Here is a 26,919-nt window from a genome sequence, read left to right on the forward strand (position 1 = left end):
GCTACTCCTTCACGACGCCGGGGCGCGAGGCTCCCCTGGTCACCCGGGCGACGACGAGCAGCACCGCCGTGAGCCCGAGGGTGAGCAGCAGCTGCGTGCGCGCGGCAGGGTCGATCATCGTGAGCGCGACGACGCCCGCGAGCAGCACCAGGCAGAGCCATGACAGCCACGGGAATCCCCACATGCGCATGGGCATCGGTGCGCCGTCGCGGTCGGCACGGCGACGCAGGATGATCTGCGACACCGCGGTCGCGGTCCAGATCACCAGCAGCGTCGAGCCGACGACGTTGAGCAGAGCGGGGAGGACCGTGTCGGGGAACGCCCAGTTCAGCACGACGGTCACGAACCCGAACGCCACCGAGGCGAGCACCGCGACGTAGGGCACGCCCTTGGCGCTCGTGCGCGTGGCTGCGAGAGGAGCGAACCCGCGCTCGGCGAGCGAGTACGCCATGCGGGACGCGCCGTAGATGTTCGCGTTCATCGCCGAGAGCAGCGCCACCACGACGATGAGGTCCATCACCAGGCCGACGCCGGGCACTCGCAGGGTGTCGAGCACGGCCGAGAACGGCCCGGCCTTCACCGAGGGGTCGTTCCACGGCAGCACCGACACGATCACGAAGATCGAGCCGACGTAGAAGATGAGGATCCGCACGAGCACCTCGCGCACGATGCGTCGGATGTTGCGAGAGGGATCGTCGGACTCCGCCGCGGCGATCGCGACGACCTCGGTGCCGCCGAACGCGAAGACCACGATGAGGAGCGCGGCGGCGATGCCGGTCATGCCGTTCGGGGCGAAGCCGCCGTGCGCGACGACGTTGGTCACGCCCGTCGCGGGGACTCCGGGGATCAGCCCGATGATCGCGCACGCGCCCACCACGAGGAAGGCGATGATGGCGGCGACCTTGATCGCCGCGAACCAGAACTCGAACCGTCCGTAGTTCCGCACGCCGAAGAGGTTCACGGCGGTCAGGGCGGCGACGAACACGAGCACCCACACCCAGGCGGGCACGGCCGGGATCCACGCCGCGACGATGCCGCCGGCTCCGGTCGCCTCGGCGGCGATCACGACCACGAGCTGGATCCAGTAGAGCCACCCCACCGCGCTGCCGGCGCTGCGCCCCATGGCCTTCTGCGCATAGGAGCTGAACGCGCCCGAGCTCGGGCGGGCGGCGACCATCTCGGCGAGCATCGCCATGACGAGCACGACGATGCCGCCGGCGACCAGGTACGAGATGAGCACGGCGGGGCCGGCGATGCCGATCGCCTGACCGGACCCGACGAAGAGGCCTGCGCCGATCGCGCCGCCGAGACCCATCATGGAGATCTGCCGACGGGTGAGCCCCGGGTGGAGGCCCTTGGTGGTCGTCGTGGTGACGGGAACCTCCGTCATGCCGTCACCGCCTCGCGCACGAGAGCCGCGGCGACCCGGTCGATGTCGTCCACGCTCCCCGACGAGATGCGCACGCCCTCCCCCGGGAAGGCGCGGGTGATCACCCCGCCGTCGCGCAGCAGCGCCTCCAGCTCCTCGGTGCGCTCGCCAGCGGCCACCCAGACGAAGTTCGCCTGCGACGGCACAGCCGGCCAGCCGGCATCCGTGAGCAGGTCGTGCAGCCTGTCGCGCTGCGCGACGACCTCGTCGATGCGCGCGGCGAGCTCCTCCTCCGCCGCGAGCGACGCCCGCGCGGCGACCTGCGCGAGGTCGGTGACCCCGAACGGCACGGCGACCTTGCGCTGGTTCTCGGCCACCTCGCGCGGCGAGATCGCGTACCCCACCCGCAGGCCGGCGAGACCGTAGGCCTTCGAGAAGGTGTGCAGCACGGCGACGTGCGGATGCCGGCGGAACAGCTCGATCCCCGCGCCGAAGCTGTCGGTCCGGTCGAAGTGCACGTAGGCCTCGTCGATGACCACGAGGACGTCGCGCGGCACGGCGGCGACGAAGCGCTCGAGGTCGGCCGCCCCCACCACGGTGCCGGTCGGGTTGTTGGGGTTGCAGACGAAGATCGCGCGCGTGCGCGGAGTGATGGCGGCGAGCATCGCGTCGAGGTCGTGCGCGTGCTCGGCGGTCAGGGGCACGGCGACCGGTGTGGCGCCGGCGATGCGCACGAGCGAGGGGTACGCCTCGAACGAGCGCCACGCGAAGATCACCTCGTCGCCCTCGCCGGCGACCGCGTGGATGAGCTGCGCCGCGAGCTCGACGGAGCCGGCGCCGACGGTGACGAGCGCGGGGTCGACGTCGTAGCGGGCGGCGAGGTCGTCGCGCAGGGCGGCGGCGCTCATGTCGGGGTACCGGTTGATGGTGCCGAGCCGCTCCTGCACGGCGCGCACGACCGCCGGCAGCGGCGGGTGCGGCGACTCGTTGGAGGAGAGCTTCGACGCGCCCTCCGGGGCCGAGCGGCCCTGTCGGTAGGCGGGAACGGCCTCGAGCCCCGGACGGGAGGGAAGTGTCATCGGTCAGAGCATCCTTGCTGTGAATCGGACGGGTCGCGCCAGACTAGACCGGATGCCGCGCACTGGGCAATCGGTTCATCATTATCTGCGCATGCCGCGCAGTCGAACCGTTGGGATCGGGAGATCGCTATGCAGAATGTACAATCCCCCTCGTGCATCAGCGCGCGACCGCGACCTCTGCCGGATCGCTCACCGGCAGGCGGCACGCGAAGGCGCGGCAGTCGAACGCCCGCTCGGGCGCATCGGCCTTGCCCTCGAACAGCTCGAATCCGGCGTCGGCGAACGCCCGCGCCTGCGCCGGGGTCACGACGGCGATCGCATCGGCATCTGCGACGGCGGCAGCGCGGGCCAGCGGTCCGTCGGGAGAGTCGGTCACGACCACCAGCTGCCGCGGCACCCCGACGAGACCGGCGGCCGCCCGCAACAGGCTTCCGTGCGCGAAAGGCTGCTCCCGCGCTCGCACGGCGTGCGCGCGCACGATCGACGCCGCAGCTTCGCGATAGCGCTCGCCCGCTCCCAGGAACCAGGCCGAGAGGGCGGCGAGCGCGACGGCCGCCGCATCGGACGGCAGATCGCCGTCGGTCTGATCCGGAGCCGGAGCGATCCCTTGGGCCGCCAGCAGCGGATCGCCACCGACGCCATCGAGTGCGCGATCGAGCAGCTCGCGACCCTGCACGGCCCAGGCCGCCTCACCAGACGCCGCGGCGAGCGCGAACAGACCCCGTGCGAAGAGCGCCAGATCGGATGCCGTCGCCGACGCGGCCGAGGCGTTCCCGTCGAGCGAGGTACGTGCGAGGGCCCCGTCGGGCGCGCGGTTCACGCGCAGGACGAACCCTGCGACCTCAGCCGCATCGTCGATCCATGCCGGTTCTCCGAGCACTGCGCCCGCGCGGGCGATGGCGCCGATCGCGAGCCCGTTCCAGCCTGTGATGACCTTGCCGTCGACCGCCGGAGGCTCGAGGCCGGCACGCTCCGGCACCCCACGCAGGTAGTAGCCGCCCTCGCTGCGCTCGCCGTCGATCCAGGACTCCGAATCCTGCGCGGCGCCGAAGCCGCCGCCGTCGAGCCGGAGCGTCGACAGCAGAAAGCGTGCGATGCCGCGAGCCGTGGCGTCGTCGCCGGCATCGAGGGCGACGTCGAGCAGCTGCGCGTTGTCGGTCAGCATCCGTTCGTAGTGCGGCACCGTCCAGTCGCGCCCGGTCGCATAGCGGAAGAAGCCGCCGTCGTCGTCACGCAGATTCGACCCGGCCATCGCCGCGAGGGCCCGGTCGGCGGACGCCGCGGCCTCCGTCGGCCCGCTGCGCACGACAGGGCTCTGCAGAAAGGACAGCACGGTGGCGACGGGGAACTTCGGTGCGCCGCCGAATCCGCCGAACGAGTGATCCTCCCGAGCGGCGATCGCCTCAGCGGCGGTGACCAGCTCGACGGCGGTCGGCAGGTCGGAGGGCGTGGATGCCGCAGCGCTGGCGAGCGCGTCGGCGACGGCATCCGCCGACTCCTCCGCCTGCGCCCGCCGGAGCGTCCATGCCTCGGTGACCGCGTCGAGCACCTGGCGGAACGAGGGCATCGGCGCATGCGGCTCGGGAGGCCAGTAGGTGCCGGCGTAGAACGTGCGACCGCGCGGCGTCGCGAACACCGTGAGCGGCCAGCCGAGGTTCTGCGTGAACGCCGACGCCGCGGCCATGTACGCCCCGTCGACGTCGGGATGCTCCTCCCGATCGACCTTGACCGCCACGAACCCGCGATTGATCTGCGCCGCCGTCTCGGGGTCGGCGAACGACTCCCGCGCCATCACATGGCACCAGTGACACGTGGAATAGCCGATCGAGATGAGCAGCGGCACGTCGCGGCGCCGCGCTTCGGCGAACGCCTCCGGCCCCCACGGGTGCCAGTCCACGGGGTTGTCGGCGTGCGCCCGCAGGTAGGGGCTGAGCGTATCGGCGAGCCGGTTGGTCATGCCCTCACGCTACGCCGCTGCGCGCGCGCCGGGTCAGCCGGCGAGGAGATCCACGGGCCGGGTGGCGGCATAGCCCACGAGCGGGAGTGCACGCTCTGCGGCCAGTGCGATGCGCGACTGGAGCGCCTCGGAGTCGATCTCGTAGCCCGCGAAATCCGTGTCGCTGGCGTAGACGCCCAGCGGCAGGGTGAGCGCCTGGAAGAAGGCGAACAGCGGCCGCAGCTGATGCTCGATGATGAGCGCGTGCCGCTCCCCTCCGCCGGTCGCGGCCAGCAGCACGGGCTTTCCGACGAGCTCGTACTGTCCGACGAAGTCGAACAGATGCTTGAACAGGCCGGTGAACGAGGCACGGTAGACGGGGCTGCCGACGATGAGGAGGTCGGCCGTCTCGATCGCACGCAGCAGCTCCTCGACCCGGGGCGGCAGCTGATCGCGCCGCAGCGCGCCGGCGAGATCGGGACCGATGTCGGTCAGCTCGATGAGCCGCACCTCGACCTCGGCGCGCTCCGCGATCGCGGACGCGATCGCGCGGACGAGGGCCGTTGTCTTGCTGGGCTCGTGCAGGGAACCCGACACGGCGACGACGCGGTAGGCAACTGTCATGCGGTCGAAGGTACTCGCGACGACGCCCCGTGTCGCGAGGAACGACACGGGGCGTCATGCAGAGAACGAGAAGGACTCAATTCAGGTCGTTGGGGTGCGATCCGACGCGACCGGAGCCGTCGAGCGGATCGAGGGCGTCGATCGCGGCCATCTGCGCCTCGTCGAGCTCGAAGCCGAAGACGTCGATGTTCTCGCGCATGCGCTCGGGACGCACCGACTTCGGGAAGACGATGAACCCCTTCTGCAGGTGCCAGCGCAGCACGGCCTGCGCCGGCGTCACACCGTGCGCTGCCGCGGCGTCGGCGACGGCGGGCGCGGCGAACAGGTCGTACTTGCCCTGACCGAGCGGACCCCACGATTCGATGAGCACCCCGTGGTCGGCGGCCCATTCGGTGATGTCGCGCTGCTGGTACGCGGGGTGCAGCTCGATCTGGTTCACCGCGGGGACCACGCCGGTCTCGGACACGATGCGCTCGATATGGGGCACGAGATGGTTCGACACGCCGATCGACCGGGCGAGGCCGCGCTCGCGGATGGCGATCATCTTCTCCCACGCGTGCACGTAGTTGTCGTTCGCCGGGGTGGGCCAGTGCACGAGGTAGAGGTCGACCGCCTCGAGCCCGAGCTTCTCCAGGCTCTCGTCGATCGCCGCGTCGGGCTCGTCGCCGTCGTGACGGTCGTTCCACAGCTTGGTGGTGATGAAGAGCTCATCACGAGGGATGCCGCTCTTCGCGATCGCGGCACCGACGCCCTCCTCGTTGCGGTAGATGGCGGCCGTGTCGATGTGGCGGTAGCCGGCCTCGAGCGCCTCGGAGACCGCACGCTCGGCCTCGTCGGCCGGCACGAGGAAGACGCCGTAGCCGAGCTGGGGGATGCTGTTGCCGTCGTTCAGTTCGAGAGTGGGGATCGTCATGACTCCAGCCTAGAACCGGGCGGCGACACGAGGGCGCGGCGGCGGCGCGACGCCGGCACCGATCGGCGGAATACGATGGAGGGTCATGTCCTCCCCCGCGATCTCCTATCCTCCCGAGCTGCCCGTCAGCGCCGCACGGGAGGAGATCGCCGATGCGATCCGCGACCATCAGGTCGTCATCGTCGCCGGCGCCACCGGTTCGGGCAAGACCACGCAGCTGCCGAAGATCTGCCTCGAGCTCGGCCGCACGCGCATCGCGCACACACAGCCGCGCAGGCTCGCCGCCCGCACGATCGCCGAGCGCGTCGCCGAGGAACTCCGGGTCGAGCTCGGCGGACTCGTCGGCTACAAGGTGCGCTTCACCGACCAGGTCTCCGATGCCACGCGCATCGCGCTCATGACCGACGGCATCCTGCTCAACGAGATCCACCGCGACCGCCTGCTGCGCCGCTACGACACGATCATCATCGACGAGGCCCACGAGCGCTCCCTCAACGTCGACTTCCTCCTCGGCTACCTTCGCCGCATCCTGCCGGAGCGGCCCGATCTCAAGGTGATCATCACCTCGGCGACCATCGACCCGGAGAGCTTCGCGCGCCACTTCGCGGATGCCGCGGGCGAGCCGGCGCCGATCATCGAGGTCTCCGGCCGCACGTTCCCCGTCGAGATCCGCTATCGCCCGCGCACCGACGAGAGCGAGGAGGAGGACGAGGTCGCCGAGATCGTCGCGGCCCTGCGCGAGCTCGACCGCGAAGCACCCGGAGACGTGCTCGTGTTCCTCCCCGGTGAGGCCGAGATCCGCGACGCCGCGGATGCCGTGAGGAGCGCGTACCGCTCGCAGACCGCGCCCGTCGAGGTGCTGCCGCTGTACGGGCGCCTTTCCGCCGCCGAGCAGCACCGCGTGTTCGAACGCTCCACGGTCGCAGGGCTCCGGCGGCGCGTGGTGCTCGCGACCAACGTGGCCGAGACGAGCCTCACGGTGCCGGGCATCAAGTACGTCATCGACACGGGCACCGCGCGCATCTCGCGCTACAGCACGAGGTCGAAGGTGCAGCGTCTCCCCATCGAACCGGTGTCGCAGGCCTCCGCGAATCAGCGGTCGGGCCGTGCCGGCCGCACGAGCGACGGGATCGCCATCCGCCTGTACGGAGAAGACGACTTCGAGAAGCGGCCCGAGTTCACCGAGCCGGAGATCCTGCGCACCTCGCTCGCCTCCGTCGTGCTGCAGATGCTGTCTCTCGGGTTCGGCGACATCACGGAGTTCCCGTTCCTCACCCCTCCCGACTCGCGCGGCGTGAAGGCGGCGTTCGACCTGCTCACCGAGCTCGGCGCGGTGTCGGACGGACGACTGACCCGCGTCGGTCGCGAGCTGGCGCGGATGCCGATGGATCCGCGACTGGCGCGGATGCTCGTGGAGGCGCGACGCACTGGGGTGGTCCCGCAGGTGCTCCCCATCGTGGCGGGGCTCTCGATCCAGGACGTGCGCGAGCGTCCCTCGGCCGACGCGCCGCAGGCGGTGCGGGACGAGGCGGATCGCCTGCACGCCCGCTTCGCGGATCCCACGAGCGACTTCCTCGCCCTGCTGAACCTGTGGAACCACCTGCGCCGGCAGCAGCGTGAGCTCGGCTCCAGCGCCTTCCGGCGGATGTGCCGCACCGAGCACCTCAACTACGTGCGGGTGCGGGAGTGGTTCGACGTGCACCGCCAGTTGCGCACGCTCGTGCGCGAGGGCGGCGAGCCCGCCTCCGACAGCGCCGCGGCCGACCCCGACGCGATCCACCGGGCGATCCTGGCAGGACTCCTCTCGCAGATCGGCATCCTCGACGAGCGGACCGCCGCGAAGGGCCAGAACAAGACGGCGTCGAAGGAGCAGAAGCGCCGGATGGCGGAGTACCGCGGCGCCCGCGGCATCCGCTTCTCGATCTTCCCCGGCTCCGGCCTGCGCAAGAAGAGCCCGAACGCGGTGATGGCGGCCGAGATCGTCGAGACCTCGCGCACGTTCGCCCGCACGGTCGCCGCGATCGATCCGGCCTGGGCCGAGGCGCTGGCCGGAGACCTCGCCAAGCGGCAGATCAGCGAGCCGCACTGGTCGAAGGACGCGGGCGCAGCGATCGCGTACGAGAAGGTCACGCTGTTCGGCGTCGAGATCGTCGCGCGCCGTCGCGTGCAGTTCGCCCGCGTCGACAGGGCGGCATCGCGCGAGCTCTTCGTGCGGCACGCCCTCGTGGAGGGCGAGTGGGACCCGTCGCGTCTCGACAAGCGCGTCAGCGCGTTCTGGCGCAGCAACGCGGAGCTCCGCCGCAGGCTGGAGAAGCTCGAGGATCGCGAGCGGCGCCGCGACATCCTCGCCGGCGACGAGGAGGTGTTCCGCTTCTACGACGAGCGCATCCCCGCCGAGGTGTTCGACGTGCGATCCTTCGAGAAGTGGTGGCGAGAGGCGCTCGCGACAACGCCGAAGCTGCTCACGATGCGGGAGTCCGACCTCGTCGACGACGACAGCCGCGCCGATCAGAGCGAGTTCCCCACCCGCTGGACGCAGGGTGACCAGGTGCTCGGGCTCGCATACCGGTTCGAGCCGGGTGCGCCCGACGACGGGGTGAGCGTGGTCGTGCCGCTCGCGCTGCTCGCCCAGCTCGACGACACCGGCTTCGACTGGCAGGTGCCCGGCCTGCGCGACGAGCTGATCACCGCGCTGCTGCGCTCGCTCCCCAAGGCGATCCGGCGACATGTCGTCCCTGCGGCGGACTGGGCGGAGAGGTTCAGCGCCGAGCTCGCCGGAGCGGGCCCGGAGTCGCACGGCGGACGCCCTGACCGCACGCTCGCGCAGGCGCTCGCCCGACTCATCCAGCCGCTGGCGAACCAGCCCGTCTCGGCATCCGACTTCGACCTCGCACGGGTCCCGGCCCACCTGCGCATGAACTTCCGCGCCGTCGACGAACGCGGGCGCGTCGTCGGGTCGAGTCGAGATCTCCCCGACCTGCAGTCGAGGCTGTCCGACCGCGCGCGCAGCAGCGTCGCGCGATCGGTGAGCGCGTCACGTTCCGAGGCGCCGAGTCGCGTCGCCGCGGCATCCGCCCAGGGCACCGTCGAGCGCACGGGGCTCACCGCCTGGACGTTCGGCGACCTGCCCGAGGTGCTCGACACCCGCGTCGCCGGCGGTGTCGTGCGCGGCTACCCCGCCATCGTGGACGAGGGGAAGAGCGTGGCGGTTCGGGTGGAGGCGACGGCGGATGCCGCTGCCGCTGCCACCCGCGACGGCGTGCTGCGTCTCGTGCTGCTGACCGTGCCGTCGCCGTCGTCGTACGTGCAGGAGCACCTGACCGCGCAGGAGAAGCTCGCGCTGGCGGCGTCGCCGTACCAGAACGCGGCCGCGCTCATCGAGGACTGCCGAGCCGCGGTGGCGCGCAGCGTGATCGAGCGGACGCTGCCGGGCGGGGTCGTGCGCACGGAGGCGGAGTTCACGCGGGTCCGCGACGCGGTGTCGTCGTCGCTCGTCGACGAGCTGTTCGCGTGCGTCTCGCTCGTCGCCCGCATCCTCACCGCGGCGCGCGAGGTCGAACGCGGCATCAAGTCGCAGAACTCGCTCGCCCTGCTCGGCCCGCTCGGCGACATCCGCGGACAGCTGAGCGGACTCCTGCATCCGGGGTTCGTGTCGGCGGCGGGCGTCGACCGCCTCGCGCACTTCCCCCGTTACCTCGCCGGCATGCTCGAGCGCCTGAAGACCCTCGCGAACGAGCCGGGCAAGGACCGTTCGCGCATGAGCGAATACGAACGCGCGGCGGCGGCGTTCGAGGAGGCCGGCGGAGTGATCCCCCTTCCCCGTGACGCCGCGCGGAATCTCGTGGAGACGAGGTGGCTGCTGGAGGAGTACCGCGTCAGCGTCTTCGCCCAGCGGCTCGGCACGGCACAGCCGGTGTCGCCGCAGCGCATCGCCAAGGCGCTCGCCGCGAGCTGAGCCGGCGCGGGCAGGCGCGGGTAGCCTGAAGGGCATGGCCCACGCGATCGTGTATACCGAGTTCGGAACCCCTGATGTGCTGCACCTGGTCGAGGTGCCCGACCCGATGGCGGGCCGCGGCGAGGTGGTCGTGCGCATCGAGGCGGCAGGAGTCAATCCCATCGATGCGAAGCTGCGCGGCGCTGTGCGCCCGTCGCCGCCCATCACCGAGCCGCGTGCCGTCGGGTTCGACGGCGCGGGCGTCATCGAGGCGCTGGGCGATGGCGTCGAGGGCTTCGCGGTCGGCGACAGGGTCGCGATCCGCGACACGCTCGGCACGTACGCATCGGCGCTCGCGGTTCCGGCGGCGAACATCGCGCCTATCCCCGATGGCGTCACCGCAGCCGAGGCAGCGGGCATCGGCATCCCCGCCGGCACCGCGTACCAGGCGCTGAAGTCCCTCGGAGTCGCCGCAGGCGACGTCCTGCTCGTTCACGCGGGCTCCGGCGCCGTCGGGCAGGCCGCCGTGCAGTTCGCCGTGGCGTGGGGCGCGACGGTCGTGGCGACCGCCAGCCCTGAACGCCACGACCAGCTGCGCGAGCTGGGCGCGATCCCTGTCGCCTACGGCGACGGTCTGCTCGACCGGGTCCGCGAGGCGGCGCCCGACGGCGTGACGGTCGTGCTGGACTGCGCCGGCACCGACGAGGCCATCCAGACCTCCCTCGCCCTCGTCGAAGACCGCGACCGCATCGCCACGATCGTGCGCGGACCGGATGCCGCGTCGTTCGGCATCCGCGCGTTCTCCGGCGGCTCGCCCGTGCCGCTCACGGAACAGGAGCAGGCATGGCGTGCCGAGGCGCTCCCCGTCACGATCGGCCTGATCGAGGCCGGAGCGTTCACGATCGAGCTCGGGCCGGAGCTTCCGCTCGCCGATGCGGCGCGCGCCCACGAACTCGTCGAGGCGCACGCCGCAGACGGCAAGATCGTCCTGATCCCCTGAGCCGTGCTCAGGCGACCCGTTCCTCGCTCTCGGCCGCTCTCGCCTCGTCACGCGCCTGCGCCCCGGCGCGGAGGGCCGGGATGAGCTCCTCGCCCCATTCCCGCACGTCGTCGAGCGGGTCGAATCCGCGGATGAGGAACCGGGTCACGCCGAGGTCGTAGTACTTCAGCAGCGCCTCGGCGACCTGCTCGGGCGTGCCGACGGGCGCCGTCGAGTTGCCAGACGGACCGGTGAGCCGGGTGATGCCCAGCCACAGCCGCTCGTCGTGCACATCGCCGCGCTTGGCGTGCTCCTGCAGTCGGTCGGCGGAGACGGAGTTCTGCTCCCGCTGCAGCGGCCGCGCGAACGACAGCGTGTCCCCGGAGTCGCGCGCCGCGATGCGCGCCTCCGCCTCGGCGTAGATGCGCGCGGCCTTCGCCCAGGCCTCCTCTTCGGTCGGGGCGACGATCGGCCGCGTCGAGAGGCTGAACTCCACGGTGCGACCGGCCTTCGCCGCCGCTGCCCTGATCGTGCGGATGTGCTCGGCGACGTCGGCGAGCGGCTCGCCGAAGAGCATGTACACGTCGGCGCCGGCGGCTCCGACCTCGACGGCCCCGTCGGAGAGGCCTCCGAAGAAGATCGGGATGCCGGCGTCGGTCGCGGGCTTCACGGCCGAGAAGGCGCCCTCGACGCGGTAGAAGTCGCCCTCGTAGTCGAAGGGATCGGCCGAGGTGAGGGTGCGCCGCAGCACCTCGATGAACTCGCCCGTACGGCGGTAGCGGTCGGCCTTCTCGCTGAAGTCACCGTCACGGCGCTGGTCGGCCTCGCTCCCGCCCGTGATGTGGTGGATCGCGACGCGCCCGCCCCCGGTGAGGTGGTCGAGCGTGGCGAGCTTGCGTGCGACGACGGTCGGCGCCACGAAGCCCGGCCGGTGGGCGATCAGCACCTTCAGCCGCTCCGTGGCGTGCAGGGCGGCGGATGCCACGGCGAAGCCGTCGGGCGAGCTGGCGCTGTAGCCGATGAGCACGCGGTCGAACCCCGCCTCTTCGTGCGCACGTGAGAACTCGCGCACGTAGTCGGGGTCGACGACGGGGCCGGTGACGGCGAGGGATTCCGACCCGGGGGTGGTGGCGATCATTCCGAGCAGTTCGATGGGCATGGTTCAGCTCCTGACGGGGACGGGCAGCGGACGGTTGGCGGTCGGGGTGTGGATGAGGGGGACGGAGTCGATGAGCAGGCGCGTGTACGGATGCTCGGGGCGGGCGATGACGCGCCGCGTGGGGCCGTCTTCGACGATGCGGCCGCGGTCGAGCACGACCAGCCGGTCGCTCATGGCGGCGGGCGACCCGATGTCGTGCGAGATGACGAGCATCGCCAGGTCGCTGCCCCGCGTGTCGCGCAGGGCGATGAGGGCGCGGACGACGCGGTCGCGGCTCGCGGCGTCGAGGGCGCTCACCGGCTCGTCGAGCACGAGCAGGCGCGGCTCGACGACGAGCGCGCGGGCGATCGCGGCGCGCTGCCGCTGGCCGCCGGACAGCCCCGACGGCAGGCGCGAGAGGAGATCCTCGTCGAGCCCCACCGCCTCGAGGGCCGCCGTGCGCCGGCGCTGGACCTCGCCGGCCGGCACCCGCGCGATGCGCAGGCCTTCGACGATCGACTCGGCCACGCGCACGGCGGGGTCGAGCGAACGCAACGGATCCTGGAACACGTACTGCACCGCGCCCGAGCGGCGCCAGGCGCGCAACTGCGATCCGCGCAGCCGGGTCACATCGCGGCCGTCGACCAGGATGCGCGACTCCGGCGCGGCGTCGACCGCACGCAGCACCGCCCTGGCGAGCGTGGTCTTGCCCGAGCCCGATTCCCCGACGACGCCGACGACCTCGCCGGGGCGCACGCGCAGGGAGACGGCGTCGAGCACGCGCACACGGCCGTAGTCGACCGACAGCGCGTCGAGTTCGAGCATCGTGGCGCTCATGCGAGGAACCTCTCCAGTCCGTAGGCGGCGTGCGCGCGGAGCAGCTCCCGCGTGTACGGGTGACCCGGCGCGCGCAGCACGCGCGAGGTCGCCCCCGCTTCGACGACGCGGCCGTCGCGGAACACCTGCACCCGCTCGCACACCTGCGCCACCACGGCGAGGTCGTGCGACACGAGCACGAGGGCGAGGCCGCGCTCGGCCCGCAGGCGCCCCAGCAGATCGAGCAGCTCGGCCTGCACAGTGACGTCGAGGGCGGTCGTCGCCTCGTCGGCGATGAGCACCGCGGGGTCGGCGGCGAGCGCCATCGCGATGAGCACCCGCTGCAGCATCCCGCCCGACAGGTGAGCGACCCGCTGACGGAGCACGAGATCGACACGGCGGATGCCGAGGTCGTCGAGCAGCTCCCGCGCACGCTCCCTGGCCTGCCGCCGTGGCACGCGCGCGGTCACCCGCAGGGTCTCCTCCAGCTGCACGCCGATCGGCATCGCGGGGTTGAGGTACGAGGCGGGGTCCTGGAACACCGCGCCGATGCGCGTGCCCCGCACGCCCCGCCATTCGCGCTCGCCGGCGCCGGTCAGGTCGACACCGTCGACGCGCACGGTGCCGCCGGTCACCGAGAGGCCGGGCGGAAGGATGCCGAGCAGGGCACGGCAGGTGAGCGTCTTGCCGCTGCCCGACTCCCCGACGATGCCGAGCGCCTCCCCCGGGCGCACCGACACCGACACCCCGTGCACGAGCACGGAGCCGTCGGACGCGGCGATCACGAGGTCAGACGCCTCGACGGCCGCAGGCCGGACGAGCGAGCCCTCGTCGAAGGAGGGACCGAGGGCGGTCCCTCCGTGCGGGGCCGCCGACACGGCATCCGCCGTCGGAGCGGGAGCGGTGATCTGCGAGAGCTCAGACACGGACGGCCTCCTTCCGCCGGGCCGGGGCGGCGGCGCCGAGCACGTCACGCGCGGCGTCGGCCACCACGTTCAGCGCGCCGACCGTCACGACGATCGCCAGGGCCGGTGCGAGCGGCCCCCACGGTCGCTGCCCGAGGTACCCGAGGTCGCTGGAGAGCATGCCGCCCCACGTGGGAGCAGGCGGCTGCACCCCGATGCCGAGGAACGTCAGAGAGGCGACGGCGAGCAGTGCACCGCCGAGCGCCGACACGGCGGCCACGAAGAGGTTGGGGGCGACCTGCCTCCAGACGTGCCGGCTGAGCACCCACCACGCCGAGGCGCCGAGGTACGTCGCCGCGTCGATGTAGGGACTGTCGCGCACCCGCAGCGTCGCGGCGCGCGCGATGCGGAAGAAGCCGGGGGCCACGAGGATGCCGATCGCCAGGGTCGCCTGCGGGAGCCCGTTGCCGAGAAGGGCGGCGAACACGATCGCAAAAAGGATGAAGGGCAGGGCGAGCAGCGCGTCGACCACGCGCAACGCCAGCCACTCGCCGACCCGCGGGACGAATGCGCTGAGCGCACCCGGCAGCGCGCCGAGCACGAGCCCGATCGCCGCGGCGGCGAGCGCGCTCAGCAGCGACGCGGGGGCGCCGGCGAAGAGCCGAGAGAGCACGTCCCTGCCGAGGTAGTCCGTGCCGAGGAGGTGGGCCCACGAGGGCTCCTGCAATGCGGACGCGGCATCCTGCGCCAGCGGATCCTGCGGGGCGATGGCGGGTCCTGCGACGGCGAGCGTCGCCACCGCGAGGAGGATCAGCAGGGCGAGGCGCACCGTCCATCCGCTGCGCCAGAGCCGGGAGACGGGGTTCATGCGGCGCTCCTCTCGGTGCCGCCCGCGCGGGAGATCACGACGTTGAGCACTGCGCCGACGGCCACGATGACGGCGATCGTCACCAGCAGCACCCCCTGCACGACCGGCACGTCGCCCTGCAGCGCCGACCGGTTCGCGAGCTGGCCGAGGCCCGGCATCCCGAAGATGACCTCCGTGATGACCGCGCCGCCGACCAGCCGCGGCGCATGCACTCCGAGGGTCGACAGCGCGGGCCCCGAGGCGATGGGCAGCGCATGGCGGACCACGATGCGAGCCGGGCCGAGGCCGTGCACCCTCGCGCCGACGATGAAGTTCTCACCCAGGGTGCCGACGAGCGAGGTGCGCAGCTGGCGGGCGATGTCGGCGCCGGCGTCAAGGCTCAGCGCCGCCGACGGGAGCACGAGGCACAGCAGCCACGCCCCGACGCCCTTGTCCGGCGGGGTGTAGCCGGCGACGGGGAACAACGGGATCGCATAGGCGAAGAGCAGGATGAGCCCGATCGCCGCGACGAAGGCGGGCACGGTCGCGGCCACGGTGCTGAGGAGCGTGATGAGGCGGTCGACCACTCCCCCGCGGGTCACCGCCGCGAGCACGCCGCCGGCGAACCCGCCGACGAGCGCGATGATCGTCGCCCCCGCGGCGATCGACAGGCTCACCGGGAACGCCTGGGCGATGCTGTCCGCAACCGGGATGCCGGTGAACCACGAGGTGCCGAGCTGACCCGTGACGGCACCAGCGATCCAATCGAGGTAGCGCACGAGGAACGGCCGGTCGAGGCCGAACTGGTGGTTGAGGCGGTCGACGTCGGCCTGCGTCGCCACCTCGCCGAGGGCGACGGCGGCCGGGTTGGACCCGCTCGCCGCCCCCAGCGCGAAGGTCGCGAACGTCGCGAGGAGGAAGACCGCGACCGCCGTCGCCAGGGTCGCCAGCACGGTGCGCAGCACGGGCACCGCGCTGCGCACCCGGGGTTCCGCGCCGATCGCGGGCGCGGGCGGCGCCTCGGCGGTCACGATCGTCATGTCGGATCAGCCCTCGACCTTGACGTCTTCCCAGCGCTGCACGTCGAGCCAGTGGCGGATGCCGGTGACGTGCGCGGGGTGGACGAGGATGCGCGGCCAGCTGAAGAGGAAGGTGTTGGGCTGCAGCCGTACTCCGACCTCCACGGCGTTCTGGATCTTCTCGGCGTAGTCGGCGGCATCCGTCGGTGTGGCCCGCGCCTCGTCGATGGCCGCGGTGAGCTCGGGCGGGGTCTGCCTGCCGAGGTTCATCAGCCCCTCCTCTCCGTAGAGCACCTCCAGCCCCTGCAGCGGCGACTGGCGGCCCGAGTAGCTGTCGAGCACGAACGGCAGGGTGCGCTGCACGTAGTTCTGGGCGACGGCGGCGGAGGGGAGCACATTGAGGGTGACGTCGATGCCGGCCTTCGCCCACTGCGCCTGCAGCACCTCGGCGAGCGCCGTGTCGTCTTCGGTGAGCGAGAGCGTGAGCTCGATGCCGTCGGGGTGACCGGCGTCGGCGAGCAGCTTCTTCGCGGCGTCGATGTCGTAGGGGTAGAGGTCGTCGAGCTCGGGGCTGTGCGCGACGTACCCCTCGGGGAAGGGCTGCCAGTTGGGGGTGCCCTGCCCGAAGTACGCCGCGTCCACGAGCGCCTGGCGGTCGGTCGCGTGGCTGATCGCCTGCAGCACGCGCTGGTCGTCGAACGGCGCCACCGTGCCGTTGACGTCGAGGGCGCGCACGGTGAGCGCCTTGATGGTCTCGACCTCGAGACCAGCCGACTCGGCCTGCGACACCTGAGAGGGCGGGACGATGGCCACATCCCACTGTCCGGAGCCGACGCCGGCGACGACCGTGGCGGGGTCCGTCACTGGCACGATCGAGAAGTCGTCGATGAAGATGTGGTCCGCGTTCCAGTAGTCCTCGTTCTTCTCGAGGTCTGCTCGGGCGTTGGGGACGTACTCGGTGAGGGTGAAGGGCCCGGAACCCTCCGGCTGGGTGGCGAGCGAGGCGACGTCGTCGAACGCGGCAGGGTTGACGATGAAGCCCGTCTTGCCCGCGAAGAGGTACGGCACCTGGTAGTCGGCCTGGTCGAGATGCACCGTCACGGTGTGCTCGTCGTCGACGTCGACGCCGACCACGATGCGCAGCTGACCGGCGAGCGTGGAGTTCTCCTGGTCTCTGCCCCGTTCGAGGTTCTGCTTGACGGCATCCGCGGTCACCGGCGTCCCGTCGCTGAAGACGGCGTCCTCGCGCAGGTGGAAGGTGACCGCCGTGCCGTCGTCGGAGTAGTCCCAGCTCTCCGCGAGTCCCGGCACGACCTCGCCGTCGGGGTCGAGCTGGGTGAGTCCGTCGTAGACGAGGGCGAGAGCGTGCGTGTCCCATCCGGCCGTGGACGTGACCGGGTCCCAGCTGGTGGGGAGCGCCCACCCCCAGGTGAGGGAGGTGGAGGATGCGGCGCCGGTGGGCGCGGGAGAGGAGCCGGCGCATCCGGCGAGGGCGAGGGCGGCGGCGGCCGCGGAGGCGGCGAGCAGGGAGAGGCGGGATCGGGGCGACATGCAAGCGAAGCTAGGAGGTGCGCACGGCACGCACAATCGGCGCGAAGCGGAGCGACATGGGGTGCAACAGTTCGACACATGCCCGTGGGTGCGGGGGCACGACAACAAGATGGACGCATGACCACGCCCCCCTCCCCTGTCGTCTGGACACCCGCCGGTCGCGTGCGCGGCACGCTGGCCGTCATCGGCGGGGGCGGCGAGCGCGCCGCGGTGTACGAGCGGTTCGGCCGCCGGCTCAGCGCCGACGGATACGCCGTCGGCGTCTTCGAGTCGGATGCCGAGGCCGCCGCCGTGTGGCTCGAGCGAGCGGACGACGCGCCGCGGGTGCTCGTGGGCTCCGACTCGGGCGCCGCGTCGGTACTGCGGCTGCTCGCGCGCGGCGCGGTGGCCGAGGGCGGCATCGTCGCGGGCGCGCTCGTCGACGCCGAGGGCGCGCAGCCCGCCGACGAGGAGCGCACCGCGTGCCCGCTGCACCTCGGAGTGCTCGCCGACGCGGATTCCCGCACGGCGGTCGTCCCGGCCGAGCCGCTGCCTCCCGCCGCCGATCTCGCAGCGATCGCCGTGCCCGTGCTCGCCGTCCACGGCGGTGCCGACCCGGTGTCGGCCGTCGACGCCGCGGCGGCGGCCCTGCGCGCGGTTCCCGATCTCGAGTTCGTCGAGACCGTCGGCGGCCTCCATGACGCCCTCAACGACCAGTCCCACCGCAGTGTGGCGGCGCGCGTCGTGCTGTGGCTGGAGCGCCTGCGCGGCGGAGACGTGCACGCGCCCGTCGTGCGCACGCTCGCTCCCGTCGAGGCGGGCCGCGCATGACCGGGTTCGCGACGCGCCAGGTGCAGGCCGGGTACGTCGCCGGCGTCGCCCAGAACAGTGCCGTCGCACCGATCCATCAGACCGCCGCGTACGAGTTCGGCTCGCTTGCCGAGGCCGCCGACCTGTTCGCGCTGCGCGCGACCGGCAACCTGTACAGCCGCAACGCCGGCCCGACCCAGCAGGTCCTCGAGGAGCGCGTCGCCGCGCTCGAGGGCGGAGCATCCGCCGCGGCCGTCGCCTCCGGCCAGGCCGCCGTGGCCGTGACCCTGCTCGCGCTGGCGGGGCGCGGCGGCCACATCGTCGCCGCGGACCGCCTCTACGGCGGCACCGTCGACCTGCTGCAGGAGACCTTCGACGACTTCGGCATCCCCGTGACCTTCGTCGATCAGGACGATCTCGATGCGTGGCGCGCCGCGATCCGGCCGGAGACCCGCGCGCTGTTCGCGGAGTCGATCGCCAACCCCATCGCCCAGGTGCTCGACATCCGCGCCGTCGCCGACATCGCCCACGACGCGGGCGTACCGCTCGTCATCGACAACACGGTGGGCACGCCGCACCTCATCCGCCCCGGCGAGCACGGAGCGGACTTCGTCGTGCACTCGGCCACCAAGTTCCTCAGCGGCCACGGCACGTCGCTCGGCGGCGTGGTGGTCGATCAGGGCACGTTCGACGCGAGCGCCGAGCCCGGCGGCTGGCCGCAGTTCACGGAGCCGTACGCGCGCGTGGGCGACTTCGCGCTGTGGGACAGGTTCGGCGCCGGCCAGGCTTTCGCCGCCCTCGTGAAGTCGAAGTACGTGCACGACCTCGGCCCGTCGCTGTCGCCGTTCAACGCATGGCAGATCCTGCAGGGCATCGAGACCCTCGACCTGCGCGTCTCCCGGCAGAGCGCGACCGCGCTCGCGCTCGCGCAGCACCTGCAGGGCCATCCGCTCGTCTCGGCGGTGCACCACCCCGGTCTCGCCGACAACCGGTGGCACGCTCTGGCCGAGCGCTACCTGCCCCGCGGCGGCCCTTCGGTGTTCTCGTTCGATCTGGCGATCCCCGATGACGGGCAGACGCAGGAGCGGGTCGCCAGGGTGGTCGACGGCCTCAGGGTGATCCGCCTGGTCGCGAACATCGGGGACGCCCGCAGCCTCGTCGCGCATCCCGCCTCGATGACCCATTCCCACCTCTCACCGCAGCAGCGAGCCGCTGCGGGCATCTCTCGCTCGACTATCCGTCTGTCGGCGGGCCTCGAAGACCCGGCCGACCTCATCGCCGACCTCGACGAGGCGCTCGCACTCGTCTGAACACGGGAGAACCATGGCAATCGATCTCGGCTACTGGACGCCGGTCTACGGAGGGTTCCTCCGCAACGTCACCGATGAGGGGCGCATGGCCGCCACCTGGGAGTACATCCGCGAGGTCTCGGTGAAGGCCGACCGGCTCGGATTCCACACCACGCTGGTGCCCGAACTGTACCTGAACGACCGCAAGGGCACAGACGCCCCGAGCCTGGAGGCCTGGTCCCTGTCCGCGGCGATCCTCGCCGTCACCGAGCACCTGCGGGTGATGACGGCGGTGCGGCGCGGATTCCACCTGCCGGCGGTGCTGGCGAAGACGGTGGGCACGCTCGACAGCATCGCCCCTGGGCGCGTCGCGCTGAACGTCGTCGCCGCGTGGTGGGCCGAAGAGGCGCGCCAGTTCGGCGGACGGTTCACCACGCACGACGAGCGCTACGTGCAGGCCCACGAGTTCGTCTCGGTGCTGAACGGTCTGTGGGAGCGCACCCCGTTCGCCTTCCAGGGCTCCCACTACGAGCTCGAGGGCACGATCGTCGAGCCGAAGCCGTCGCGGCACCCGGTGATCTTCGCCGGTGGCGAGAGCGAGGCGGGCAGGGAGTCGATCGCGAGCTTCGCCGACGCCTACGTCATGCACGGCGGCACGCTCGACGAGGTGCGGTCGAACGTGCGCGACATGAACGCACGGTCGGAGCGGCTGCACGGGCGCCCGATCGCCGAGTTCGGCATGCCCGCGTACGTCATCGTGCGCGACACCGAAGCCGAGGCGCGGCGTGAGCTCGACCGCATCACCACTGTCGACCCGTCCTCGCCCGGCTACGCCTCCTTCGAGGAGTTCCAGCGCAACTCCCGGCTGTCGCTGGAGCTCACCCGCCGCGAGTACTCGGTGGGAACGCGCGGTCTGCGCCCCGACCTCGTCGGCACGCCCGAACAGGTCGCGGAGCGGATCCACGCATATGCGGATGCCGGAATCACGCTGCTGCTCATCCAGGCGTCACCGCTCGACGAGGAGCTCGACCGGATCGCCGAGCAGGTGTTCCCCTTGGTCCCCCAGCGCGCGCTGGAGGTCCGCGTCTGATCGCAGCGTCTACGCTGAGACCATGACTGGACTTCGTTGGGGAATCCTCGCGACCGGCGGCATCGCCGGCGCCTTCGCATCCGACCTCCGCACGGCGGGCCTCGACCTCGTGGCCGTCGGCTCACGGTCGCAGGAGTCGGCCGACTCGTTCGCCGCACGCTTCGACATCCCGCGGGCCCACGCGACATACGACGACCTCGTCGCAGACCCCGAGGTCGACATCGTCTACGTCTCCACACCGCACCCCATGCACCACGCCAACGCCCGCCTGGCGCTCGAGGCAGGCAAGCACGTGCTCGTCGAGAAGGCCTTCACGCTCAACCGGGCCGAGGCCGAAGACCTGCGCGCGCTCGGCGCCGAGCGCGGCCTCCTCGTGATGGAGGCCATGTGGACCCGGTACCTTCCCCACATGGCGCGCATCCGCGAGATCATCGCAGCGGGCACGCTCGGCGAGATCAGGGCGGTGTCGGCCGATCACACCCAGCTCCTCCCGTCCGATCCGTCCCATCGCCTCAACGCCCTCGAACTCGGCGGCGGCGCCCTTCTCGACCTGGGCATCTACCCGGTCTCGTTCATCTGGGACGTTCTCGGAGCGCCGACCAGCGTGCACGCCGTCGGACGCCTCGTCGAGACCGGCGCCGACGCCGAGGTGGCGACGATCATGACGCACGAGGGCGGCGCCGTCTCGACGAGCCTGTCGTCCTCGCGAGCCGCGGGCCCCAACACGGCGACCGTCATCGGCACGGCAGCGCGGATCGAGATCGACCGGGTCTGGTACACCCCCACGTCGTTCCGCGTGATCCTGCCGGACGGCACGGTGCAGGAGGAGTACGTGTCGGAGGTGGCGGGACGCGGCATGCAGTACCAGGCCATCGCCGCCGAGCGCTACGTGACCGACGGGACGCTCGACTCCGATCTGCTGCCGGCCGCGGAGAGCGTCGCCATCATGGGCACGCTCGACGAGATCCGCTCCCAGATCGGCGTCCGATACCCCCGCGAGGAGGCGACGCATGGCTGAGTCGCCCGACGCGCGCGTCGCGGTCTACCTCGACTTCGACAACATCGTCATCTCCTGGTATGACCGCGTCCACGGCCGCAACTCATACGGCAAGGACCGCCAGCGCATCACCGAGAATCCCAACGACCCCGAGGTCGCCGAGCGCCTCAAGGCGGCGATGATCGAGGTCGGCGCGATCATCGACTACGCCGCGTCGTTCGGAACCCTCGTGCTCACGCGCGCCTACGCGGACTGGTCCTCGCCCGTGAACGCCGAGTACCGGTCGCAGCTCGTCGCGCGCGCCGTCGATCTCGTGCAGCTGTTCCCCGCCGCGGCCTATGCCAAGAACGGGGCCGACATCCGGCTGGCCGTCGACGCGGTCGAGGACATGTTCCGCCTCCCCGACCTCACCCACGTCGTGATCGTCGCGGGCGACAGCGACTACGTCCCGCTGGCGCAGCGCTGCAAGCGCCTCGGTCGATACGTCATCGGCGTGGGGGTGTCGGGGTCGACGGCCAAGTCGCTCGCGGCGGCGTGCGACGAGTTCGAGTCCTACGACTCCCTGCCCGGCGTGGTGCGGCCGGCCAAGGCGACCGCCGCCGCGAGCGAGGCCGATGCCGTGACGCAGAAGGCGAAGGCGAAGCCCGGCACGCGGGCGTCGAAGGCCAAGCCGCAGAAGGTCGACGAGCAGCAGGAGGCGACGGAGCTGCTGGAGCGGGCGCTGCGCCTGGGGCACGACAAGGCGGACGCGGACGAGTGGCTGCACAGCTCGGCCGTGAAGACCCACATGCGACGCATGGACCCGTCGTTCAGCGAGAAGGCTCTCGGCTACCGCTCGTTCTCCGACTTCCTCAAGTCCCGCGACGACATCGCCGAGCTCGAGGAGACAGGGCACGAGCGCCTGGTCAGGCTCCGCGAGCCCGCGGCCTGACCAGGCGCTCCGCCGTCACAGCGTCACAGCGTCACAGCGTCGCGGCGAACGGGTCGAACGACGCGTCGATCGCGCCGACCTCGCCGAGCGTGCTCTCCACGGGCACGAAGGTGCGGGACTCCGCAGCCTCTTCGATGGCGAGCAGGGTGTCGAGCACGTGGTAGCCGAACTCGCCCGTGGCCACGTGCGAACGCCCGGCGGCGATCGAGCGCGCCATGTCCAGCAATCCGAGCCCGCGACCCGACAGGATGCCCTCCTGGGCGACCTCGACGACCTCCTGCTCGATCGGCTCCGGCGGCACGAACATCCGGGTGAGGGGACGCGTGATCGTGATGGGGCCGCCGAAGGTGTTCGGGTCGGGGATGACGATCGTGCCCTCGGTGCCCGTGATCTCGACCACACCCTGGCGGAGCAGCGGCGAGTCCGTGCTGTACAGGCTCTGCGCCTGCCCGCCGTTCTCGAAGTCCATGAGCACGCTGAGGGTGGAGGGGATCTCGACGGGGAACTCCTGCCCCGCGAGCTCGCCGACCTGCACCCGGCGCGTCGGCGCGCCCTGCAGTCCGAGGGCGGCGACGGCCGCGACGGGGCCGAACACGTGCACGAGCGCCGACACGTAGTACGGCCCCATGTCCAGCAGCGGCCCTGCTCCCTTGGCATAGAGGAAGGCGGGGTTGGGGTGGAAGACCTCCGGCCCCTGCCACTGGAAGGTCGTCTGGGCGAAGAGCGGTCGGCCGATGTCGCCCCGCGCGATCGCGCGCTTCGCGGTCTGCACCCCCGGCCCGAGCACGGTGTCGGGGGCGACGCCGACGCGCAGTCCGGCGGCATCCGCCTTCTCCAGCAGCCTCCGCGCCTCCTCACGGCCGACTCCGATGGGCTTCTCGGTCCACACGTGCTTGCCCGCGGCGATGATCGCCTCCGAGACCTCGACGTGCGCGGCGGGGATGGTGAGGTTCACGACGATGTCGATCTCGGGGTCGTCGAGCACCGCGTCGACCGCGCCCGCCCGCGGCACCCCGTATCGGTCGGCCTGTGCTCGAGCCCGCTCCTCCACCAGGTCGCCGATGGCGACGACCCGCACGTCGGGGAAGGAGGTCAGGTTCGTCAGATACTGGTCGCTGATGTTGCCGGCGCCGATGAGGCCGACGCCGACGGGTCCCTGGCCGATCGCCATCAGCTCGCCACCTTCTCGTCGAGATAGACGCGGCTGCGCTCGATCGCGTCGAACAGGTCGCCCGCGTAGTGGTCGAACTCGACGATCGCGAGTTCGAGCGCCGGAGCCGCCGCCGCGGCCTCGACCAGAGGGACCTCCCCGTCGCCCGCCGGGACCTGGTCCGCCGGCGGGTAGGCGTTCACGAGCGCGGGGTCGAAGGTGCCGTCCTTGGCGTGCACGGCGATCACACGACGACCGAGACGCTCCAGCAGCGCCACGGGGTCGACGCCCGCGCGCGCCACCCAGTACAGGTCGACCTCCAGCACGACACGCTCGTCGAGCAGCCCCGCGAGCACCTCGAGACCCGTGACGCCGTCGAAGGTCGCCTCGAGCTCGTGCGCGTGATTGTGGTACCCGACCCGGATGCCCATGCTCTCGCCGATCTCGGCTGCCGCGTTGAGCAGGCGCGCCGTCTCCTCGATCTGCGCCACCGACTCCCAGCGGGACGGCTCGGTGTACGGGTCGATCACGGTCCCCATGCCCAGAACGCGCGCCGCGGCGAACACCTCGGCGGGCGCAGGCACCGGCAGCGTGGTCCCGCTGCCGTCGGGGTTGACGAAGGAATCGGAGGCGAGGAACGCGTGCCCCGACGGAGCCGTGAGCCCGCACGCCGTGAGCGCGGCGGCGAGCGCCTCGGCACGGTGCACGAAGTCGTACGGCTCGACGGCGCGGAAGCCGCGAGCCGCCACCTGCGCGAGCGCACCGTCGAGGTCGGCATCCAGCTGCTCCTTGATCGTGAACAGCTGAAGGGAAGTCTGGATCGTCACGGGTCTGCTCCTTCGGTCGTCGGTGACGCATGCGTGGCTCGATCGCCCGCCGATGGCACGCTACCACCAAATACCTCCACCCGGAAGTTTTTCTTCGCTACACTGAGGTCATGGCCGACGACCCCTCCCCTTCCCGCTCCCGCGGGGCGTATGCGAAGGGCATCGCTCGGCGCCAGGAGATCCTCGATCGGGCCATCGAGGTGTTCGCGGCCAGGGGCGCGGACCGCACGAGCCTGCGGGCGATCGCCCGGGAGGTCGGCGTCACCCACGCCGCGCTCACGCACTACTTCGGCTCGCTCGAAGAGCTCCTCGTCGCGGTGTACCGCGCGAGCTCGGAACGACCGGAGGATGACGACCACGGAGACGGTGACCCGGCAGACGAGCTGACCCCGGTCGAGCTCATGCTGCGCTCCGCTCGGGCGAACCGCGCCGTCCCCGGGCTGGTGCAGCTGTACTCCTCGCTCGTGGCCGCCGCGCTCGAAGAAGGACACCCGCATGCACGCGATTTCGCCACCGAACGCTTCACGCGGGTGCGCGACGATCTCGTGCGGCGGGTGATCGAGCAGCAGCGCACGGGCCGCATCCGCGAGGATGTCGACCCCGCTGCGGTGGCGGCGCTCGTCGTCGCGGCATCCGACGGCTTGCAGATCCAGTGGCTGCTCGACGACAGCGTTCCGCAGCAGGGTGCGCTCGAACTGCTCGAACGCCTGCTGTCGCCCGATAGTCTCGAGGTGTGACGCCGGTCCAGCAGTCCCCCTACGCCAGGGCGCTCGGCGAGCGCGTCGAGCAGCTGCATCCGGGCCTCCGCGCCTATTTCCGCGCGGTGCCGGAGGGCTCGGTCGGGGTCGGCCATGGCGTGTTCCGCACGGTCGGCACGCCGCGACGCTGGCTGTGGCCCGCACTGCACCTGCTCGAACGCCGCGGCGTCGTCGCGGCGTGCTGGGAGCGCGATGTGCCGTTCCGGATCGAGAACCGCACGATCGCCTCCCGCGCGATCGCCGAACGCGAGTTCCGTCTGCCCCGGGGTCCGTGGACGATGCGCGACTCCGTCGTGCTCGCCGGCCACGGACGAATCGTCGACGAACTGGGCGAGCCGGGTGTCGTTGCCGCCTGCTTCGACGTCGAGGTGCGAGGCGGCGCGCTGGCGCTGAGCAGCCGAGCCATCGGGCTGCGACTCGGGCGACTCCGTCTGCGGCTGCCGCGCATCGTCAGCCCCCGCGTGCGGCTGACCGAGCGGGTCGACGACGGCGGCGGCCGCCAGCACGTGTCGCTGACGATCGACGCGCCGCTGATCGGGCGCGTGTACGAGTACACGGGCGACTTCACCTATCGGATCGAGAAGGATGCGGGGGTCGCGGCATGAGCACGGGGCGCGTGGTGATCGGCGGTTCCACAGGGTTCATGGGCGCGTTCCTCGTGCCGCGGATGCGCGCGGCCGGCCGCGAGGTCGTCACCGTGTCACGGTCGGGGGCGGACATCTCGTGGAGCGATCAGGCAGCGATCGACGCGGCGATCGACGGTGCCGAGCTCGTCGTCGGCCTCGCCGGCAAGAGCGTCAACTGCCGGTACACGCCGCGGAACCGCGCCGAGATCTTCCGCTCCCGGCTGGACACCACCGCGGCCCTCGCGACGGCCATCGAGCGGGCCTCGTCGCCGCCGGCGCTGTGGGTGAACTCGTCGACGGCGACCATCTACCGTCACGCCGAGGATCGCCCGATGACCGAGTCGGACGGCGAGCTCGGCACGGGCTTCTCCGTCGAGGTGGCGAAGGCGTGGGAGCGCGCGCTCTTCACTCCGCCGCTCCCGCACACGCGGCGCGTCGCGCTGCGCAGCGCGATCGTGCTGGGCGACGGCGGCGTGCTCGCCCCTCTGCGCACACTGGCTCGGCGCGGACTCGGCGGCGCCCAGCACGACGGATGGTGGCCGGTGAGCAGGGCGCGCCGCGAGGCCGGGACGGCCCACTACCCGGGAGCACGCCGCGGCCGCCAGAAGTTCAGCTGGGTGCACGTGGAAGACGTCGCGCGCATCATCGAGTTCCTCGAGGTCACACCGGCGCTCGAAGGCCCCGTCAACGCGGCGTCCCCTCACCCGTCCGACAACGCCGAGTTCATGGCGACGGTGCGGAAGGCGCTCGGTGTGCGCTTCGGCCCGCCGATGCCCCGGTGGATGCTCGAGCTCGGCGCCATCGGCATCCGCACCGAGACGGAGCTGATCCTCAAGAGCCGCTGGGTGCTGCCGGAGAAGCTCCTCGGCGCGGGATTCTCGTTCCGTCATCCCGACCTCGAGGAGGCGGTCAGGTCGTCGTTCGGACTCGCGCCCTCCGCGGCCGAGACGAGCTAGGCCTCGCCCTGCGGATCCTCCCGCTCCCGTTTGCGCTTCTCGATCTCCGCACGCAGACGCCACTCCTCGATCTCGCGGTCGAGGTCGGCGATCTGCTGCTCCGTGGTGCGCGTGTCGATCGGACGCTGCGGAGCGGGGCGCGTCTCGGCGGCTCCGGAGCGGCCGCCCTGTGCGGTGCGCCGCATGCGGGGCAGGCGGATGCCGGCATCGCCGTACTCGTGCCCGATGGCGAACCAGAGCAGGCTGCCGATCAGGGGAAGCAGGATGACCAGGATGATCCAGACCATCTTCGGCAGGTGCTTCACCTGCGAGTCGTCTCGCGTGATGATGTCGACCAGCGCGCCGATCATCAGCGCGACGACGAGGAGCGACAGGAACGGCATGATCTCAGAGTAG

General features: G+C 71.8%; 24 protein-coding genes. 10 read left to right on the forward strand and 14 right to left on the reverse strand.

Annotated features, from left to right (window positions below; translation table 11 throughout):
* Position 1: 1 nt before the first annotated feature.
* From AB663_RS16025 to AB663_RS16045, 5 genes are all read right to left on the reverse strand, one after another.
* Positions 2-1,390: an amino acid permease gene (locus tag AB663_RS16025; RefSeq protein ID WP_067201510.1), complete on the reverse strand. Its 1,389-nt coding sequence runs from the start codon at positions 1,388-1,390 to the stop codon at positions 2-4.
* Positions 1,387-2,448: a histidinol-phosphate transaminase gene (gene hisC, locus AB663_RS16030; protein ID WP_067201512.1), complete on the reverse strand. Its 1,062-nt coding sequence runs from the start codon at positions 2,446-2,448 to the stop codon at positions 1,387-1,389. Before hisC ends, AB663_RS16025 begins: the two co-directional genes overlap by 4 nt.
* A 157-nt stretch (positions 2,449-2,605) precedes the next feature.
* On the reverse strand, positions 2,606-4,405 hold the full coding sequence (locus tag AB663_RS16035) for a thioredoxin domain-containing protein (protein WP_067201515.1): 1,800 nt from the start codon (positions 4,403-4,405) through the stop codon (positions 2,606-2,608).
* A 33-nt stretch (positions 4,406-4,438) separates the two neighbouring features.
* Complete coding sequence (msuE, locus tag AB663_RS16040; protein ID WP_067202903.1) at positions 4,439-5,008, reverse strand: FMN reductase; 570 nt, start codon at positions 5,006-5,008, stop codon at positions 4,439-4,441.
* Positions 5,009-5,084: 76 nt separating this feature from the next.
* Complete coding sequence (locus AB663_RS16045) at positions 5,085-5,921, reverse strand: aldo/keto reductase (RefSeq protein WP_067201518.1); 837 nt, start codon at positions 5,919-5,921, stop codon at positions 5,085-5,087.
* Positions 5,922-6,006: 85 nt separating this feature from the next.
* Between AB663_RS16045 and hrpA the strand changes: the two genes are divergently transcribed.
* Together hrpA and AB663_RS16055 are read left to right on the forward strand one after the other, a co-directional pair.
* A complete protein-coding gene (hrpA, locus tag AB663_RS16050; protein ID WP_067201521.1) occupies positions 6,007-9,876 on the forward strand; it encodes an ATP-dependent RNA helicase HrpA in 3,870 nt (1,289 codons plus the stop codon).
* A 34-nt stretch (positions 9,877-9,910) separates the two neighbouring features.
* Positions 9,911-10,855, forward strand: a complete 945-nt coding sequence (locus AB663_RS16055; RefSeq protein ID WP_067201523.1) for an NADP-dependent oxidoreductase — start codon at positions 9,911-9,913, stop codon at positions 10,853-10,855.
* Between the two features lie 7 nt (positions 10,856-10,862).
* On the opposite strand, the gene AB663_RS16060 is transcribed toward AB663_RS16055, so the two are convergent.
* Genes AB663_RS16060 through AB663_RS16085 form a run of 6 tightly spaced genes read right to left on the reverse strand, consistent with a single transcriptional unit; the run spans position 10,863 to position 17,110 of the window.
* The gene (locus tag AB663_RS16060; RefSeq protein ID WP_067201526.1) at positions 10,863-11,993 is read right to left on the reverse strand and encodes an LLM class flavin-dependent oxidoreductase; all 1,131 of its coding nucleotides are present in this window, start codon (positions 11,991-11,993) and stop codon (positions 10,863-10,865) included.
* 3 nt (positions 11,994-11,996) lie between these two features.
* The gene (locus AB663_RS16065) at positions 11,997-12,809 is read right to left on the reverse strand and encodes an ABC transporter ATP-binding protein (protein WP_067201529.1); all 813 of its coding nucleotides are present in this window, start codon (positions 12,807-12,809) and stop codon (positions 11,997-11,999) included.
* A complete protein-coding gene (locus AB663_RS16070) occupies positions 12,806-13,714 on the reverse strand; it encodes an ABC transporter ATP-binding protein (protein ID WP_232304576.1) in 909 nt (302 codons plus the stop codon). The genes AB663_RS16065 and AB663_RS16070 overlap by 4 nt, the downstream gene beginning before the upstream one ends.
* Complete coding sequence (locus AB663_RS16075; protein ID WP_083511291.1) at positions 13,707-14,561, reverse strand: ABC transporter permease; 855 nt, start codon at positions 14,559-14,561, stop codon at positions 13,707-13,709. The genes AB663_RS16070 and AB663_RS16075 overlap by 8 nt, the downstream gene beginning before the upstream one ends.
* Positions 14,558-15,580, reverse strand: coding sequence for an ABC transporter permease (locus AB663_RS16080; protein WP_067201532.1), 1,023 nt, complete (start codon positions 15,578-15,580; stop codon positions 14,558-14,560). The genes AB663_RS16075 and AB663_RS16080 overlap by 4 nt, the downstream gene beginning before the upstream one ends.
* A 6-nt stretch (positions 15,581-15,586) precedes the next feature.
* A complete protein-coding gene (locus AB663_RS16085) occupies positions 15,587-17,110 on the reverse strand; it encodes an ABC transporter substrate-binding protein (RefSeq protein WP_067201534.1) in 1,524 nt (507 codons plus the stop codon).
* Positions 17,111-17,227: 117 nt separating this feature from the next.
* On the opposite strand from AB663_RS16085, the gene AB663_RS17455 reads away from it, so the two are divergent.
* The 5 genes from AB663_RS17455 to AB663_RS16110 are packed head-to-tail and all read left to right on the forward strand — an operon-like array spanning position 17,228 to position 22,206.
* Positions 17,228-17,920 carry an alpha/beta hydrolase gene (locus AB663_RS17455; RefSeq protein ID WP_067201537.1) on the forward strand — a complete coding sequence of 231 codons (693 nt, stop codon included), beginning with the start codon at positions 17,228-17,230 and terminating at the stop codon, positions 17,918-17,920.
* A complete protein-coding gene (locus tag AB663_RS16095; protein WP_067201541.1) occupies positions 17,917-19,209 on the forward strand; it encodes an O-acetylhomoserine aminocarboxypropyltransferase/cysteine synthase family protein in 1,293 nt (430 codons plus the stop codon). The genes AB663_RS17455 and AB663_RS16095 overlap by 4 nt, the downstream gene beginning before the upstream one ends.
* A gap of 13 nt (positions 19,210-19,222) precedes the next feature.
* The gene (locus tag AB663_RS16100; protein WP_067201544.1) at positions 19,223-20,278 is read left to right on the forward strand and encodes an LLM class flavin-dependent oxidoreductase; all 1,056 of its coding nucleotides are present in this window, start codon (positions 19,223-19,225) and stop codon (positions 20,276-20,278) included.
* 22 nt (positions 20,279-20,300) lie between these two features.
* Positions 20,301-21,296, forward strand: a complete 996-nt coding sequence (locus AB663_RS16105) for a Gfo/Idh/MocA family protein (RefSeq protein ID WP_067201548.1) — start codon at positions 20,301-20,303, stop codon at positions 21,294-21,296.
* Positions 21,289-22,206 (forward strand): NYN domain-containing protein, encoded by a 918-nt coding sequence (locus AB663_RS16110; protein ID WP_067201551.1) that lies wholly within the window; start codon positions 21,289-21,291, stop codon positions 22,204-22,206. Before AB663_RS16105 ends, AB663_RS16110 begins: the two co-directional genes overlap by 8 nt.
* A gap of 31 nt (positions 22,207-22,237) precedes the next feature.
* On the opposite strand, the gene AB663_RS16115 is transcribed toward AB663_RS16110, so the two are convergent.
* Positions 22,238-23,377 carry a Gfo/Idh/MocA family protein gene (locus AB663_RS16115; protein ID WP_067201554.1) on the reverse strand — a complete coding sequence of 380 codons (1,140 nt, stop codon included), beginning with the start codon at positions 23,375-23,377 and terminating at the stop codon, positions 22,238-22,240.
* Positions 23,377-24,183 (reverse strand): sugar phosphate isomerase/epimerase family protein, encoded by an 807-nt coding sequence (locus tag AB663_RS16120; protein WP_067201558.1) that lies wholly within the window; start codon positions 24,181-24,183, stop codon positions 23,377-23,379. Before AB663_RS16120 ends, AB663_RS16115 begins: the two co-directional genes overlap by 1 nt.
* 110 nt (positions 24,184-24,293) lie before the next feature.
* Between AB663_RS16120 and AB663_RS16125 the strand changes: the two genes are divergently transcribed.
* The 3 genes from AB663_RS16125 to AB663_RS16135 are packed head-to-tail and all read left to right on the forward strand — an operon-like array spanning position 24,294 to position 26,523.
* Positions 24,294-24,920 carry a TetR/AcrR family transcriptional regulator gene (locus tag AB663_RS16125; RefSeq protein ID WP_067201561.1) on the forward strand — a complete coding sequence of 209 codons (627 nt, stop codon included), beginning with the start codon at positions 24,294-24,296 and terminating at the stop codon, positions 24,918-24,920.
* Positions 24,917-25,546 (forward strand): DUF4166 domain-containing protein, encoded by a 630-nt coding sequence (locus AB663_RS16130; RefSeq protein WP_067201565.1) that lies wholly within the window; start codon positions 24,917-24,919, stop codon positions 25,544-25,546. Before AB663_RS16125 ends, AB663_RS16130 begins: the two co-directional genes overlap by 4 nt.
* Positions 25,543-26,523, forward strand: coding sequence for an epimerase (locus tag AB663_RS16135; protein ID WP_067201568.1), 981 nt, complete (start codon positions 25,543-25,545; stop codon positions 26,521-26,523). Before AB663_RS16130 ends, AB663_RS16135 begins: the two co-directional genes overlap by 4 nt.
* Here the strand turns inward: AB663_RS16135 and AB663_RS16140 are convergent.
* Complete coding sequence (locus AB663_RS16140) at positions 26,520-26,906, reverse strand: PLDc N-terminal domain-containing protein (RefSeq protein ID WP_067201571.1); 387 nt, start codon at positions 26,904-26,906, stop codon at positions 26,520-26,522. The genes AB663_RS16135 and AB663_RS16140 overlap by 4 nt on opposite strands.
* Positions 26,907-26,919 lie beyond the last annotated feature (13 nt).

The organism is Microbacterium sp. XT11 (genome assembly GCF_001513675.1).
Classification (GTDB): domain Bacteria; phylum Actinomycetota; class Actinomycetes; order Actinomycetales; family Microbacteriaceae; genus Microbacterium.